Source organism: Pseudomonas sp. LBUM1649, assembly GCF_059716155.1.
The window spans coordinates 1,607,306-1,623,403 of the sequence record NZ_CP166807.1; the positions used below are offsets into that span (position 1 = coordinate 1,607,306).

Here is a 16,098-nt window from a genome sequence, read left to right on the forward strand (position 1 = left end):
GGCAGCTCCTACAGGGGTGTTCATTTGAGTTCAGGCAGGCGAGCTTCACTCTTCACTTCGGCCTGGGCGATTGCGTCGGCGGGCAGCACCACGCGTTGCTTGTTCAGCAATTGGCCCATGTTCGCCAGCACACGGTACATCGAATACTCCTCGGTGTAGCGTACTTCGGTGTAGCGGCGGTTGGCGTTGTAAAGCTCGTTTTCGCTGTCCAGCAGGTCGAGCAGGGTACGTTGGCCGAGGCCGAACTGATCCTGATACGCCACGCGCACGCGTCCGCTGGTATCGGCGTACTCACGGGCGGTCGGGGTTTGTTTCCTGGCGTTGACCATCGCGTTCCAGGCCAGGTTAATGTTTTCGTTGAGCTGGCGCAGGGCGTTGTTGCGGATGTCCATCGCCTGATTGATCTTGTGGGCATCGGACTGCAGGCGCGCCTTGTCACTTCCGCCACGGAACAGGTTGTAGTTCATCACCACACCGACCCGCCATTCGTTGTCATGGCCTTCTTCGCCCGCGATGTTGTTGTTCGCGCCCACCGCGGCTTCGGCGTCGAAGCGCGGGTAGAACGGCGACTTGGCGACTTCGTACTGGCTCTCGGCCGATTGCACGTCGGCCTGGGCGGATTTCAGGTACGGGTTGTTGTCCACCATGCTTTGCTGGGCATCCGTCAGGGAGGCTGGCAGTTCGCCACGGATCGACGGCGGGGCTTCGAGTTCATCGGGCAGCCGCCCGACGACGGCGGCGAAGTTCGACTCGGCGTCGGCCAGATCGACTTCGGCGGTGTCGAGGTTGTTTTCCGCCAGTGCCCGGCGAGCCGTGGACTGATCGGCGTCAGCGTTGCTGCCGATCCCACGTTCGGTGCGCAGGCCGATCTGGTCGTTGACCCGCAAGTGCGCTTGCAGGTTGTTCTTGGCCAGCGTCACCAGCTCGCGACGCTTGAGCACTTCGAGGTAGACCTCGGTGGTGCGCAAGGCCAGGTCCTGGGCGGTGCCCTGGGCGTAATACGCCCGGGAGTTGACGACGCCCTTGGTACGCTCGACTTCGTTGGCGGTGTTGAACCCATCGAAGAGCATCTGCCGCAGACGCAGTTCTGACTGGGTGTAATTGAGAATTTCGGTGTGGTGATTGCCCAGCGCCCGGGTGTTGGTGTTGTCGCTGTACCCGCGCCCGTACGCGGCATTCAGGTCCACCGATGGATAAAAGCCCCCCTTGGCGACTTTCACGTCTTCGTCAGCCGACAGACGGCTGTCCACCCGCGATGCCAGCTCCGGGTGGGTCGCGATAGTGCTCTGAATCGCTTCAGTCAGTGACATGGCTTGCGCTTGTGAACTGCAGGCAATTGCCAGCAAAACCGCGCTGGAAAGGGGGGTTAATAGGCGCATCGTGCATCTCCCTGAATCCTGATGGTGCTTTATGCGTCGCCAATTATTTGACGACATTTATAGGTAAAACTGTTTCATGCTTGTAACAAGAGAGCTAAGAACATTTTCAGGCGCACCTAAGAAGTTTTTCTCATAAGATTTATGCCAAAAAAAACTTATGTACTCTGCAAAATCCAGCACATTGTTCACTGCGAAAGCCCTTGATTTATGCGCCTTATGGCGCACATCTGGGCTTTCGGAAAGTTCAAATTCACTTATCAACAAAGAGCGGAGAAGTGCTGGAGGGGAGGGACGCGGCGCAGACTGGGGTGACGGTTTTTTGTCGCTGAGGTGATTCAGGACTGTTACGCATCGCTGGCGGATTACGTTGTTTTCGACAGGTAGCCCAATGCCATTGATTGCAAAGGGGTTACCCAGGTCGCGGACACGGGCCGCGAGCAATACGCTGGACGAGATCCACGTCAGGGCAACGGCTTACTTCGTGTAACCCGTATTGACCGGCAGGCGATCCGCCAGATAACCCACTGAGCCATGTGCATGTTCTCCGCATAAACCAGGGTGCCGACAAAGCGTTGGCAGCGGAGGGAATGCACATGGCTACGCTCATCGGTATCGTCAGCAAGGTTATCGGTCAGGTCTTCGCGGTGGCGGGTGATGGCACCCGTCGAGTGCTGATCGAAGGGGACCGGTTGTTTGCCGGCGATCAACTGGTGACCGGGGCCGAAGGCGCGGTGGCGGTGCATCTGCAAAACGGCCAGGAACTGACGCTGGGCCGCGACAGTAGCCTGCAAATGACTGCCCAGTTGCTGGAGCACTCATCGCCCCATGTGGATACGGCGCAAGCGTCGACCCCGAGCCAGGCGCAGCTGACTGATGTCGAGCAACTGCAAAAAGCCATTGCCGCCGGTGACGACCCGACCCAGACCGCTGAAGCCACGGCGGCCGGCCCGGGTTCGACAGGACCTGCCGGGGGAGCACTCGGCGGGGGCCACAGTTTCGTCATGCTCGAAGAAGTGGGAGGGCATGTCGATCCGACCATTGGCTTCCCCACCGCCGGGTTTAACGGCATTCCGGAGTTCCCGCTGGCGCGGCACGACGGCAATCACAACCCCGACGACGGAGTCACTGCACCGCTGATTACGCCGCCAGTCGTCACACTGCCTCCCGCCGACACACAACCTGAAGTCATACCTCCCGCCGACACCCCACCTGGAGTCACACCTCCCGACGTCACACCGCCTGAAGTCATACCACCTGTTGTCACGCCGCCTGAAGTCATACCACCTGTTGTCACGCCGCCCGAGAATAATCCGGTCACCCTCACCGGACTGTCGGTGGAGGGCGGTGAACTGACCATCAACGAAGCCGACCTTGCCGAAGGTTCGGCGAGCAATCCCGGCGAGCTGACCCAGAACGGCACCTTCACCGTCACGGCGCCTGATGGGCTGAGCAGCCTGAGCATCGGCGGGATCAACGTGATCAGCGCTGGCGTGGCCAACGGTTTTCCGCAGTCGATCACCACGCCGCTGGGCAGCACCCTGACCATCACCGGGTACAACCCGACCACGGGCGTGGTGAGTTACAGCTACACCCTCAACGGCAGCGAAACCCATTCGACCGGTGACGGCACCCAACTCAGCGAACACTTCACCGTGGTTGCCGGTGACAGCAACGGCGACACCGCCACCGGTTCCCTGGACGTCAACATCGTCGACGACGTGCCCAAGGCAATCGATGACAACAACCTCAACACCGCCTCGGAAACCCTGCACACCCTCGAAGGCAACGTCCTCGGCAACGACCTGCAAGGCGCCGACCGCGTAGCAACCGGCCCCAACAGCGGCCCGATCACTCCCGGCACCTTCATCGGCACCTACGGCACCCTGGTGCTCAATGCCAACGGCACCTACACCTACACCCTCAACCCTGGCGACGCCGACTTCAAGGCCTTGCACGCCGGCGGCAACGGCACCGAGACCTTCACCTACACCCTGACCGATGCCGACGGCGACAGCAGCACCGCCAACCTGGTGCTGAACGTGCACAATAACGATGACGGGGTGACCCTCGGCGGCCTGGACGTCGAAGGCGGCGAACTGACCGTCTACGAGAAAAACCTCACCTACGGCAGCGACCCCGACGCCCCGGCGCTGACTCAGCACGGGACCTTCACCGTCAACGCCCCGGACGGCCTGCAGAGCCTGAGCATTTCCGGCGTCGAGATCATCAGTGGTGGCGTGGTGCAGGGCTTGCCGATCTCCGGCAGCACCTGGCTGGGCAGCACCCTGACCGTCACCGGTTTTGACCCGGCCACCGGCGTGGTGAGTTACAGCTACACCCTGAACTACACCGACACCCACCCCAACGCCGACGGCGCCAACAGCATCACCGAGAACTTCGAAGTCATCGCCATCGATGCCGACGGCAGCGAGGCGCGTGGGGAAATCAACGTCAAGGTCGTCGACGACCTGCCGACCGCCAACTCCGATGCGACCTCGGTGGGAGAGGGCGGCACCGTCACCGGCAACGTGCTGTGGAACGACGTCGGCGGCGCCGATGGCTCCGGCGGTGGCGTGGTCGGCGTGCGCGCCGGCGCCGACACCTCGACCCCGGTACATGGCGGCCTGAACAGCCAGATCAACGGCACCTACGGCTACCTGACGCTGGATGCGGCGGGCACCGCGCTGTACCACAGCTACCCGAACTCGGTGAGCGGCCCGGGTGCGAGCGACGTGTTTACCTACACCCTGCGCGATGCCGACGGTGATGAGAGCACCACCACCGTCACCATCGACGTACATAACAGTTGCCTGGTCGCGGCCAGCGACCACGACGTGACCGTCTACGAAAATGCCCTGGACCTGTACCGGGACGGCCAGGACCTGGCCCCCGGCAGCGTGAATGGCAGCCAGCCGTGCAACACCGGCGAAACCGCCAGCGGCACCCTGGTCGGCGCAGTCCATGGCGGCAGCGGCGCCATCACCTACAGCCTGGTCAGCAACGCCATCGGCACCTACGGCCAACTGCTGCTACATGCCGACGGCAGCTACACCTACACCCTGACCTCGCCAGCCAGCACCGCGCCGCAGGCCAACGACGGCGCCAACACCCTGCATGAAAGCTTCACCTACAAGGCCACTGACGCCCAGGGCAATGTCGCTACCAGCACCATCGTGATCAACATCGTCGATGACGTGCCGACCGCAATTCCTGATATTGCCACGGTGGGAGAAGGCGGCTACATCGGCGGCAATGTGTTGTGGAACGACAACGCGGGGGCCGATGGCCAGTTCGCTGGCGGTGGCGTGGTCGGCGTACGCGCCGGTTCCGATACCTTGACCCCGGTGCATGGCGGCTTGAACAGCCAGATCAATGGCACCTACGGCTACCTGACTTTGGATGCGGCGGGCAACGCGCTGTACCACAGCTACCCGAACTCGGTGAGCGGGCCGGGTGCGAGCGACGTGTTTACCTACACCCTGCGCGATGCCGACGGTGATGAGAGCACCACAACCGTCACCATCGACGTGCATAACAGTTGCCTGGTCGCGGCCAGCGACCACGACGTGACCGTCTACGAAAATGCCCTGGACCTGTACCGGGACGGCCAAGACCTGGCCCCCGGCAGCGTGAATGGCAGCCAGCCGTGCAACACCGGCGAAACCGCCAGCGGCACCCTGGTCGGCGCAGTCCATGGCGGCAGCGGCGCCATCACCTACAGCCTGGTCAGCAACGCCATCGGCACCTACGGCCAACTGCTGCTACATGCCGACGGCAGCTACACCTACACCCTGACCTCGCCAGCCAGCACCACGCCGCCTGCCAACGATGGCGCCAACACCCTGCATGAAAGCTTTACCTACCAGGCCACTGACGCCCAGGGCAATGTCGCTACCAGCACCATCGTGATCAACATCGTCGATGACGTGCCCACCGCAATTCCTGATATTGCCACGGTGGGAGAGGGCGGCTACATCGGCGGCAATGTGTTGTGGAACGACAACGCGGGGGCCGATGGCCAGTTCGCCGGCGGCGGCGTGGTCGGCGTGCGCGCCGGCGCCGACACCTCGACCCCGGTACATGGCGGCCTGAACAGCCAGATCAACGGCACCTACGGCTACCTGACGCTGGATGCGGCGGGCACCGCGCTGTACCACAGCTACCCGAACTCGGTGAGCGGCCCGGGTGCGAGCGACGTGTTTACCTACACCCTGCGCGATGCCGACGGTGATGAGAGCACCACCACCGTCACCATCGACGTACATAACAGTTGCCTGGTCGCGGCCAGCGACCACGACGTGACCGTCTACGAAAATGCCCTGGACCAGCCGTGCAACACCGGCGAAACCGCCAGCGGCACCCTGGTCGGCGCGGTCCACGGCGGCAGCGGGGCCATCATCTACAGCCTGGTCAGCAACGCCATCGGCACCTACGGCCAACTGCTGCTACATGCCGACGGCAGCTACACCTACACCCTGACCTCGCCAGCCAGCACCACGCCGCCTGCCAACGATGGCGCCAACACCCTGCATGAAAGCTTTACCTACCAGGCCACCGATGCCCTGGGCAACGTCGCCACCAGCACCATCGTGGTCAACATTGTCGATGACGTGCCGACCGCTACCCCGGACATAGCCTCGGTGGGAGAAGGCGGCTACATCGGCGGCAATGTGTTGTGGAACGATAACGCGGGTGCCGATGGCCAGTTCGCTGGCGGTGGCGTGGTCGGCGTACGCGCCGGTTCCGATACCTTGACCCCGGTGCATGGCGGCTTGAACAGCCAGATCAATGGCACCTACGGCTACCTGACTTTGGATGCGGCGGGCACCGCGCTGTACCACAGCTACCCGAATTCGGTAAGCGGCCCGGGCGCGAGCGACTTGTTCACCTACACCCTGCGCGATGGTGACGGTGACGAAAGCACCACCACGGTGACCATCGACGTGCACAACAGCTCCCTGGTCCCGGCCTGCGACAGCGACATGACCGTCTACGAAAAAGCCCTGAACCAGGACGGCCAGGAGCTGATAGCAAAAGGGGCGGACTTCACCGGAACCAAACAGACCTACAGTTTCTCCGGCAGCAATGTCGCCATTGCCCGTAGCACCTTCGTCGCCAACACGGCGGCCATGACCGCGGTCCTGGTGGTCAGCGGAGCGCTGGGTTCGGTCAACGGCCATCACAACGATAACCTGATCACCGTCAATCTCAAGCAGGGGGAAACCCTCAACCTGGATCACAACCTGACAGCCGGCCAAGTCAGCATGGAATATTCGATCAACGATGGCGCTTACATCGCCATCGCGGATGACCAGACCATTACGGCGAAGTCGGATGCGACCTATCACATCCACATCACCACCATCCCCGACGACGGCGCAAACGGCGCTGAAAACTACCAGTTGAAGATGACCGTCGATTACTCCGGGGCCCACGACATCGCGCCGGACCACACCTACACCGCCAGCGACAACCATGGCGGCAGCGACAGCGCCAATATGACCATCAGCTACCAGGATGGCCACACCCTCACCGGGACGACTGGGGATGACACACTGGTAGCCGGCAATGGCGACAACATCATCAATGCCGGTGACGGTAACGACGTTCTTACCGCAGGCACCGGCAACAACGAGCTGCACGGTGATGCCGGCAATGACTCGCTCTACAGCGGACCGGGCAACGACTTGCTCGATGGTGGTACGGGCATCGACACCGCAAGCTATGCCCACGCCACTGCCGGTGTCACGGTCAATCTCGGCGAGGCCGGCGCACAGAACACCTTCGGTGCGGGCAGCGACACCCTGACCGCCATCGAAAACCTGACGGGCTCCAACTTCAATGACGCACTCACGGGAGACAACAATAGCAACATCATCACCGGCGGCCTGGGCAACGACGTGCTCAACGGCGAAGGCGGCGACGACTTCCTGATCGGCGGATTGGGCAACAACACCCTCACAGGCGGCGGTGGTTCCGACACCTTCCAATGGCTCAACGGCAACAGCGGCCACGACGTCATCACCGACTTTACACCGGGTGCCGACAAGCTCGACCTGTCGCAACTGCTGCAAGGGGAGAACAGCACCGCGGCCTCACTGGATGGCTACCTGCACTTCACCGTCAGCGGCAGCGGCGCTTCACTGGTGACCAGCATCGACGTCAGTGCCATGGCCGCCGCGGCGCCGAACCAGACCATCGACCTGGCGGGTGTCAACCTGGCCAGTCACTATGGGGTTACGCCGGGGGCGGGCGGGGTCATTGGCGGAGCGGACACGGCAACCATCATCAACGGCATGCTCAATGACCATTCGCTGAAGGTGGATACCGTGTGACCTGAAACCGCAACGAAAAAACCGCCATCCCTGTGAAAGGGAGGGCGGTTTTTTTTGCCTGCGACAAAAGCGTTTGTGTTCGATCGTTCGCAAATCACATCGGCTGCGGCTGTCCGATCAAACGCCCCATCACGCCAAACACCCCCAGTGCCCTGATCGTTTCCAACTCTCCTTGGGTTTCTACTCTCTCCGCTATCAAGGGTAAGTCGATGCTGTGGGTCGTGCGGCAAACCGCCTCGATGAACAGCCGTTTGTCACGCTCCTCATCGATACCACGGATGTAGGCACCGTCGATTTTAAGGTAAGCCAGCCCCAGTTGAGTGAGGTTGCCAATCTGGCTGAAGTGACCGCCAAAATGCTGCAGCCCGATACGGTAACCGGTATCGAGCAGGCTGTGGCTCAAGCGTTGCAATCGGTCCGGTGGTCGCAGTTGGCGCTCGTCGATTTCCAGGGTCAGCAGGGGCGCCAGTTCCGGCAGGGATTCCAGCATGTCGAGGATCAGTTGCAGCTGCGCCAGATCGCGCAAGGTGCTGCCGGACAGGCTCAATGCCAGGGGCAAACGGTTGATGACGAGGTATTCGAGGGTGGCTTCGAGCATCGCCAGGTCGAATCGCGCCGACCAGCCAAAACGCTCGATCCACGGCAAGAACTGGCCGGCGGCAATCGCTTCGCCCTGTGGATCGAGCAGGCGTGCGAGGACTTTGTGATGCAACACCTGGCGGGTGTCGGCGCATTGCACCACCGGTTGAAAATACAACTGCAGTTTGCCCTCGGTCAGGGCATCGTCGATCCAGGTGTGCCAGTGCTGTTGTGCCTGCTTTGGCGCGCTGTCGCTGCGGCCCAACACGGCCCAGGGGCGCTCGGGATGTTGCCGGGCTTCGTTCAGTGCCTGGTCAAGTTGATGCAGAACGTGGCTTGCCGGGTCGCCGGGGTGGAAGGCGACGATGCCCAGATGGGCGACGGGCATGCAATCACTGTCACCGGTCAGGCGCAGGTTCTCCAGGCTGGCGCTGAGCTCGGCGGCCAGGTGCGTCACATCCTCGGTATCGAGATCTGGTGCCAGCAGGCTGAATTCGCCACCGCGATTGCGCGCTGCCAGCCAGGTGCGACGTTCCGGAACCTGAGTCAGGCGCTTGAGCAATTCGCCGACCGCGCCAATCAACGCATCGGTGCGTTGCCCGCCAAGGCGTTGATTGAGCCCGGCCAGGTCGTTGAGCCGAAGCATCAGCAGGTGACCGTCGCCATTTTGCTCGGCAACCAGCAATTGATCGGCCAGTTGTTCATCGAGCAATCGCCGGTTGGCCAGCCCTGTCAGGCTGTCCTGATAGGACTCGTTGAGCAGTTTTTCGCTGCGCGCAGCCTCTTCGGCGAACAGCGTCTTGAGCTTCTCGACCATCTGGTTCATCGCCAACACCACACGTTTCAATTCCGGTGTGCGCGGCAGCGTCGGCAAGCTGAGAAACTCGCGTTTGCTGATGGCTTCGGCCTGCCGGACCATGGTGTCGAGCGGACGAAATTGTCGACGCAGCAGCCAGCCGCCGAACACCGCACTGAGCAGCCCACAGAGCAGCAACCAGACGAGGCTGCCCAGTGTGCTGTCCCAGAGTTTGGCCAGGGCGAATTGTGGATTGCTCAGCACTTCGACCCGCGCCACCTGTTGCCAGCCACGGGTGATCAGTGCATCGCCACCCTCGGGGCGCAAATTCACCAGATCGACGAACCAGCCAGGTACGCCGTCGATTTGCTCGGGGATGCTGCGCTGCACCAACACCTGCCGATTCTCGAGGTGGGTGACGCGGATGTCGCTGAAATAGCCGCTGTCGAAAATCGAGCTGACCAGCAACTCCATCATGGCCGGGTCGTCGACCTGAGTGGTCAAGGTCAGGCCCAGCGCGGTCGCGGCGTCCTGGGCATGGGCGCGCAACTGCCCAAGCGTCTGCTCGCGAGAGCTTTCCAGGCTGGCATAAAAACTGCCGCTGAACGCCACCAGCAAGAACAGGCAGATGGCGAGAAACAACTGGTTGCGCAGTTTCATCGAACGCTCCTTGGCGTGGCGGCTAACCGTCGCCCACGGCGAACCCTTCGGTTTGCATTTTTTTCAAAACGTCTTGCCAGCGCGACAGTTTTTTCGAGTCACCGCTGCGCTGGTTGCCAGGCTTGCCGGGCAGGTACAGGCCTTCGGCGTTGAATGCATACACCGGCAGCAGGTCCTTGCGCTGCGAGGCGGGGCGGATGTCGCCGATCAGATTGTCGAGCACCAGCGGTTCGGCACCAGGGCTGCTGTAATAGGTCAGTACCATGTGCGCCTGGTTCTGGGTCAGGGCCTTCACGTAGGTAATGCGCAGCTTGTCGCTGGGAATTCCCAGCTGGCGAAGGCTGAAATATTTCGCCAGGGCATAGTCTTCGCAATCACCGGCGGCCTTGATCAGCGATTCGACGGGCGTGGCCCAGTAATCGCTCTGGCGCCAGATGCGGGCGTCGTCCTGGAAATCCAGCTGCTGGTTGAAGTAGCGATTGACCGCATTCAATTGCTCCTGCTCGGGCAGGTTGCGTTCGCCTTGCAGCATTTCACTCCAGGACTGGATACGTCCCTGCGTCGGCCCCAGGCTGGCATAGCGTTTTTCGGCGGTTTGCGAAATCTGCGCGAAATCCCAGGCGGGCCAGGCACTGCCAGGCACGGCCAGCGGAAAACTGGCCAGCAACAGCCATCCGCCAAATCGAAGTCGGAGTGTTGGCCATCCTGGACTACCCGGACTTTGCGGCATGTCTGGCTGCTCGAGTGCAGAGATGTGGAGTCTAGGTGGTCGTCGCGTCAGCGTCGACCCGCAGGCGGGGGAACAGCTGTCACTATTTACGCAGGGTTTTCTGCCGAAGGATGTAAAGGGTCACCAGCACCGCACTGGTCAGCATGATCCCCCGTGCCCAAGGCATCGGCACCAGGTAGCAGGAGAACAGGATACTGGTCCACATCAGGCCGATGGCGTAGACCTTGCCCTTGAGCGGAATGCCGTTACCCTCGAGGTAGTCACGAATCCATGGCCCGAGCCGCGGGTGCTCGACCAGCCATTGATAGAAACGCGGCGAACTGCGGGCGAAACAGGCAGCCGCCAGCAACAGGAAGGGTGTGGTGGGCAACACCGGCAGGAAAATCCCGAGCACCCCCAGCGCTACGCTCAGCCAGCCGATGGCGAGCAGCACGTAGCGCAACATCAGGGAGCGGTTGCCTATGGGGTTGTCCATAGGCAGGACCTTAGTGGTGGCGTGGCTTGAGGATCGCCGGTTTTTCGTCTGGTGCATTGCACAGCAGGTACAGCGCAGTCAGGGCTTCCGGGATCTGCACGATCATGTCGTCCATCAGGTTGGCGTCGGCAGCAATGTCGGAGAACTCCGGTTGCTCGTCGAACAGGCCCGAACCGACCATGATCGGCAGCAGCATTTCGCTGACTTCGTCTTCGGCGGTTTCGAACCAGGCTTCTTCGCGCAGGAATACGCCTTCCATGAAGCCGATGCACCAGCCGCGCAGGTCGGAATCGTCCGGGTCTTCGCCCAGGTCCAGGTCGCACGGCAGCTCGAACTCTTCATCGGAGGCCAGTTGACGGGCGATGTGGGCCTTGAGGGCCAACAGGGTGGATTCGATCGCTTCACGCTCGGTGTCATCGGCGTAATGCGGCTCTTCGGCGAACAGGGCATCGATCCATTCACGATCGGGAACGACTTCCGAACAGATCGACAGCGCGGTGAGGTAGCCGTGGGCGGCCACGTAGTCCAGCGCCTCGTCATGCAGTTCATCGGCGTCGAGGAAGACTTGCAGGCGGGTTAGTTGCTCAGCGAAGGACATTAAAGGGCTACCTTGGGGAATATTCGATGCGGGAATTCTAGGCCTTCTTGAGCGCTTGGGCCAGCCGCACGGCATATTTGCCCCCTTCGCAGGGATAAAGAACACCACATTTCCTGTGGGAGCGAGCTTGCTCGCGATAGCGGTGCCGCCAGACAACATTGATTTTGAATGTAACGCTGCCATCGTCGGAACGCCGCCCGGAGCAAGCTCGCTCCCACAGGATTTGTATCGCATCGTCTTAATGCGTCTTATCAGCGGTGCCCTGCGCGAGGGAGGGGTCGGGTATACTCGCGCGTTTTGTGATGCCCTGCCGGTTTCGCGGCTCAAATGCACAGCGTCATGCAATCTGCACTTACGATTTGTCAGTGCAAAGTTGCGGATTCTGCACCAGCCTTGCAGGGATGTTTTGGTGATTTTTGGAGTTTTTATGCTCGAACAGGCTCAGCGCGTCCTCAAGGACATCTTCGGCTACGACAGTTTCCGTGGCCGCCAGGGTGCAATCATTGAGCGCGTGGCCAGTGGCGGCGATGCCCTGGTCCTGATGCCTACCGGTGGTGGTAAATCCCTGTGCTTCCAGGTGCCGGCGCTGCTGCGCGATGGCCTGGCGGTCGTGGTATCGCCGCTGATCGCGCTGATGGACGATCAGGTCGCGACCCTGGAAGAACTGGGTGTGGCCGCCGCGGCATTGAACTCCACGCTCAATGCCGAACAACAGCGTGACCTGGCGGCAAGGATCCGGCGTGGTGAGGTGAAAATGCTCTACCTCGCGCCCGAGCGTCTGGTCCAGCCACGCATGCTGAGCTTCCTGCAAGGGTTGAATATCTCGCTGTTCGCCATCGACGAAGCCCATTGCGTGTCCCAATGGGGCCATGACTTTCGCCCGGAATACCTGCAACTGGGCCAGTTGGCGGAACTGTTCCCCGACGTACCGCGTATCGCCCTGACCGCCACCGCCGACAAACGTACCCGCGAAGAGATCGTCACGCGCCTGCACCTGCAGGATGCCGAGCGCTTCCTGTCGAGCTTCGACCGGCCGAACATCTTTTATCGCATCGTGTCCAAGGAGCAGCCACGCAAGCAGCTGCTGGCGTTCCTCGCCGAGCGTCGTAGCGATGCCGGCATCGTCTATTGCCTGTCGCGAAAGAAGGTCGAGGAAGTGGCCACGTTCCTCACCGAACAAGGTTTCCCGGCGCTGCCGTATCACGCCGGCCTGCCCAACGATCTGCGTGCTCACCACCAGAAACGCTTCCTCAACGAGGAAGGCCTGATCATGGTCGCCACCGTGGCCTTTGGCATGGGCATCGACAAGCCCAACGTGCGCTTTGTCGCTCACCTCGACTTGCCGAAGTCACTTGAGGCCTATTACCAGGAAACCGGTCGCGGCGGCCGTGATGGTCTGCCGGCCGATGCCTGGATGGCCTATGGCCTGCAGGACGTGGTGATGCTCAAGCAGATGCTGCAGAACTCCGAAGGCGACGAACGCCACAAGCGTCTGGAGCAACACAAGCTCGATGCCATGCTCTCCCTGTGCGAGGAAACCCGCTGCCGTCGCCAGACATTGTTGGCTTACTTTGACGAAGACATGCCCGAGCCCTGCGGTCATTGCGACAACTGTGTCGACGGCGTGCAAACCTGGGACGCCACCGAGCCCGCCCGTCAGGCGCTGTCGGCGATCTACCGGACAGGCCAGCGCTACGGTGTCGGGCACCTGGTGGATGTCTTGCTGGGCAAGGACAATGAAAAGGTGCGCAACTTCGGGCATCAGCGCCTCTCGGTGTACGGGGTCGGCAAGGCGATGGCCGAAGGCGAGTGGCGTTCGTTGTTTCGCCAGTTGGTGGCCCGTGGTCTGGCCGACATCGATCTGGAAGGCTACGGGGGCCTGCGCCTGAGCGACACGTGCCGGCCGTTGCTCAAAGGCGAAGTGACCCTGGAACTGCGTCGCGATCTGAAGGCACAAACGACTGCCAAGAGCAGCAAGAGCCAGGCGAGCCAGCTGGTCCGGGGCGAAGAGCGCGAACAGTGGGAAGCCCTGCGTGCCCTGCGCCGCAAGCTGGCCGAAGAGCATGGCGTACCGCCGTACGTCATTTTTCCCGACTCGACCTTGCTGGAGATGCTGCGCAGCCAACCGACCTCGCTGGCGCAAATGGCCCGGGTCAGCGGCGTCGGCGCCCGCAAGCTGGAGCGTTATGGCGAGGCTTTCCTCGAAGTCCTCGGTGGTCAGGTCGAAGCACCGAAAGTCGTGGCGGACCTACGCCACGAGCTGATCACCCTGGCGCGTGCCGGCATGACGCCGTTGCAGATCGCCGGGCAGTTGCAATGCTCGGAAAAGAACGTCTACACCCTGCTCGCCGAGGCGATCGGCAAGCAGCAGCTGTCACTGGAGCAGGCGCTGGATCTGCCGGAGGACTTGATGGGCGAAGTCCAGGATGCGTTCCTCGACGGTGAGGGCGAACTGCCGCCCGTGTCGGAAATTTCCTCGCTGTTTGCCGGTCGGGTGCCGGAAGGGGTTTTGTACTGTATTCGGGCCGCTTTGCAGTCCGAATTCGAACTTTGAGTGACCGGCCGCACTGATGTAACGATTCAGTACAGAACAAGCCTTGCCTCCAGCCAAGGCTCATGCTTAGCTGACTAATTATTAGTATTTCCCTTATTTCAGTCTAATCATGAGTGTTTTATGTCGTTGACCGATCAACACCGTTTTGGCATGCAACTGGCCCAGATGTCGCGTGGCTGGCGTGCCGAGCTCGACCGCCGCCTTGCCGGACTCGGATTGTCCCAGGCCCGCTGGCTGGTGCTGCTGCACCTGGCGCGCTTCGAGCAAGCCCCGACCCAGCGTGAGCTGGCGCAAAGCGTCGGTGTCGAGGGGCCGACCCTGGCTCGGCTGCTCGACAGCCTGGAAAGCCAGGGCCTGGTGCAACGTCAGGCGGTGGTAGAAGACCGTCGGGCAAAAAAAATCGTGCTGTGTGCCCCGGCGCGTCCCCTGATCGAACAAATCGAAACCATTGCCACGCAACTACGTCATGAACTCTTCGAGGGTGTCGATGAGGCGGATGTAAAGGTCTGCATGCGGGTTCACGGGCACATTCTGGCCAACCTCGAAAAATCCTGAGACAAAACCTCACGCCTGGCTTTTGAGTTAGCGCATTGGGCAGACTATAAGAACTAGTCGGCAATATCGTGTTCGTAACGGATGTGCGAACACGTGCAGATTGGTTTTTGGTTACCTAAGGGATGCTCATGCTCGAGAGTTGGCTATTGGTTGTACGGTATGGCGCCAGGCTGTTGCTGGCCAGTGCCGCTGTCACTTACTCGGCATGGGTGCCGGCGTTGGGCCTGGGTGAAATCACCCTGCACTCGGCATTGAATCAACCGCTGCGCGCCGACATCGCGCTGGTGGATGCTGCCGGACTGGCGGAAGGCGAGCTGTCGGTCAGCCTGGCGACAGCGGACGAGTTCAGCCGCGCCGGGGTTGAGCGGGTGTTATTCCTCAACGACCTGACGTTCACGCCCATCCTTTCGGGCGATCGTAGCCTGATCCGGGTCAACTCCAACAAACCGGTCAAGGAACCCTACCTGGATTTTCTTGTTCAGCTCGACCAGCCCAATGGCCGCGTGTTGCGCGAGTACACCGTACTCATCGATCCTCCGGGTGCCGAGGACATTGCACCCATCAGTGATGAACCACCGGTGAACCGTCCTTCTTCTGCATTCCCGAGTGTTCCGCCGGCAGTCGCACCCTTACCTGCAAACAGGGAATCGCCAGCAACGCCTATCGCAGCCCCGGTAATGGATCCTCTGGCTGAACAACTGGCCGCCAGCGTCCTGAACAACCAGCAGTTGCAGGCGACCATCGATGAACTCAACGGGAAGCTTCAGGCACAGGACGAGCAGATCGCCGTTGAGAAAAAGCAGGTGACCGAACTGCAAAACCGATTGGCCGAGGTCAAGCAGGCACCGACGGAGCCGGTTGCGCCGATTGCCGTGACGCCAGCGCCGGTCGTGGTTGAGGAGCCTGGGGCGAACTGGCTATGGATAGGTGGGTTGCTGGCGCTGGTGGCGTTGGCGTTGCTGGTTGCGTGGGTTCGTCGTCAACGACAGCAGGATCAGGCATCGTTCGAGCCATCGCGAGCTGACCCGCAGCCCGGTCGAGCAGCAGCGCACGATGGGCAGACACTTCAGGAAGTCCGCGCCCACCCTCCGCAATTGGACTCCCTTGCGCCGGTTGCGCTGGCAACATCGGTGCTTTCGTCCTTGGCTATTGCCTCGCAGGCGTCACCCGAGGATGAGTTCCAGTTGAATCTGGACGACTTGTCGATGGATACAAGTTGGGATCTGGGGCCGATGGACAATGCTCCTTCCTCCGACCAGCCGCCGAGAGAGCCAGCGCTGCCCGAGCCTGAGATTGAATGGGTAATCGAACCCGCTTCCCATGCCCTGGACGACAGCTTTCTTGATGAGTACAGCGAGCCAGGTCCGTCGCTTGAGCTGGAGCCTCTGAAACCTGCCGAACCGCGCTCCTACAGGCAATAAAGACCGTTATCATGGT

Annotated in this window: 9 protein-coding genes; 4 read left to right on the forward strand and 5 right to left on the reverse strand. The window is 61.5% G+C overall.

All coding sequences use genetic code 11. The annotated features are described in order from the left end of the window. Positions 1-20: 20 nt before the first annotated feature. Positions 21-1,379: a TolC family outer membrane protein gene (locus tag ACA058_RS07415; RefSeq protein ID WP_497638517.1), complete on the reverse strand. Its 1,359-nt coding sequence runs from the start codon at positions 1,377-1,379 to the stop codon at positions 21-23. Positions 1,380-1,972: 593 nt separating this feature from the next. Here ACA058_RS07415 and ACA058_RS07420 point away from each other — a divergent pair. Then, positions 1,973-7,714: a retention module-containing protein gene (locus ACA058_RS07420; protein ID WP_497638518.1), complete on the forward strand. Its 5,742-nt coding sequence runs from the start codon at positions 1,973-1,975 to the stop codon at positions 7,712-7,714. Between the two features lie 94 nt (positions 7,715-7,808). Here the strand turns inward: ACA058_RS07420 and lapD are convergent, their stop codons facing one another. From lapD to ACA058_RS07440, 4 genes are all read right to left on the reverse strand, one after another. Next, positions 7,809-9,749: a cyclic di-GMP receptor LapD gene (gene lapD, locus ACA058_RS07425; RefSeq protein ID WP_497638519.1), complete on the reverse strand. Its 1,941-nt coding sequence runs from the start codon at positions 9,747-9,749 to the stop codon at positions 7,809-7,811. 22 nt (positions 9,750-9,771) lie between these two features. Further along, positions 9,772-10,479 (reverse strand): cysteine protease LapG, encoded by a 708-nt coding sequence (lapG, locus tag ACA058_RS07430; protein WP_497638520.1) that lies wholly within the window; start codon positions 10,477-10,479, stop codon positions 9,772-9,774. An 82-nt stretch (positions 10,480-10,561) separates the two neighbouring features. Further along, positions 10,562-10,954: a YbaN family protein gene (locus tag ACA058_RS07435; protein WP_497638521.1), complete on the reverse strand. Its 393-nt coding sequence runs from the start codon at positions 10,952-10,954 to the stop codon at positions 10,562-10,564. 10 nt (positions 10,955-10,964) lie between these two features. Beyond that, on the reverse strand, positions 10,965-11,552 hold the full coding sequence (locus tag ACA058_RS07440; protein ID WP_034146211.1) for a UPF0149 family protein: 588 nt from the start codon (positions 11,550-11,552) through the stop codon (positions 10,965-10,967). A 427-nt stretch (positions 11,553-11,979) separates the two neighbouring features. On the opposite strand from ACA058_RS07440, the gene recQ reads away from it, so the two are divergent. The 3 genes from recQ (at position 11,980) to ACA058_RS07455 (ending at position 16,082) form a co-directional block, all read left to right on the forward strand. Beyond that, positions 11,980-14,106: a DNA helicase RecQ gene (gene recQ / locus ACA058_RS07445; protein ID WP_497638522.1), complete on the forward strand. Its 2,127-nt coding sequence runs from the start codon at positions 11,980-11,982 to the stop codon at positions 14,104-14,106. Between the two features lie 120 nt (positions 14,107-14,226). Then, positions 14,227-14,661 carry a MarR family transcriptional regulator gene (locus ACA058_RS07450; protein ID WP_401309005.1) on the forward strand — a complete coding sequence of 145 codons (435 nt, stop codon included), beginning with the start codon at positions 14,227-14,229 and terminating at the stop codon, positions 14,659-14,661. Between the two features lie 128 nt (positions 14,662-14,789). Continuing rightward, positions 14,790-16,082: a type IV pilus assembly protein FimV gene (locus tag ACA058_RS07455; RefSeq protein ID WP_497638523.1), complete on the forward strand. Its 1,293-nt coding sequence runs from the start codon at positions 14,790-14,792 to the stop codon at positions 16,080-16,082. The last annotated feature ends 16 nt before the right edge of the window (positions 16,083-16,098 follow it).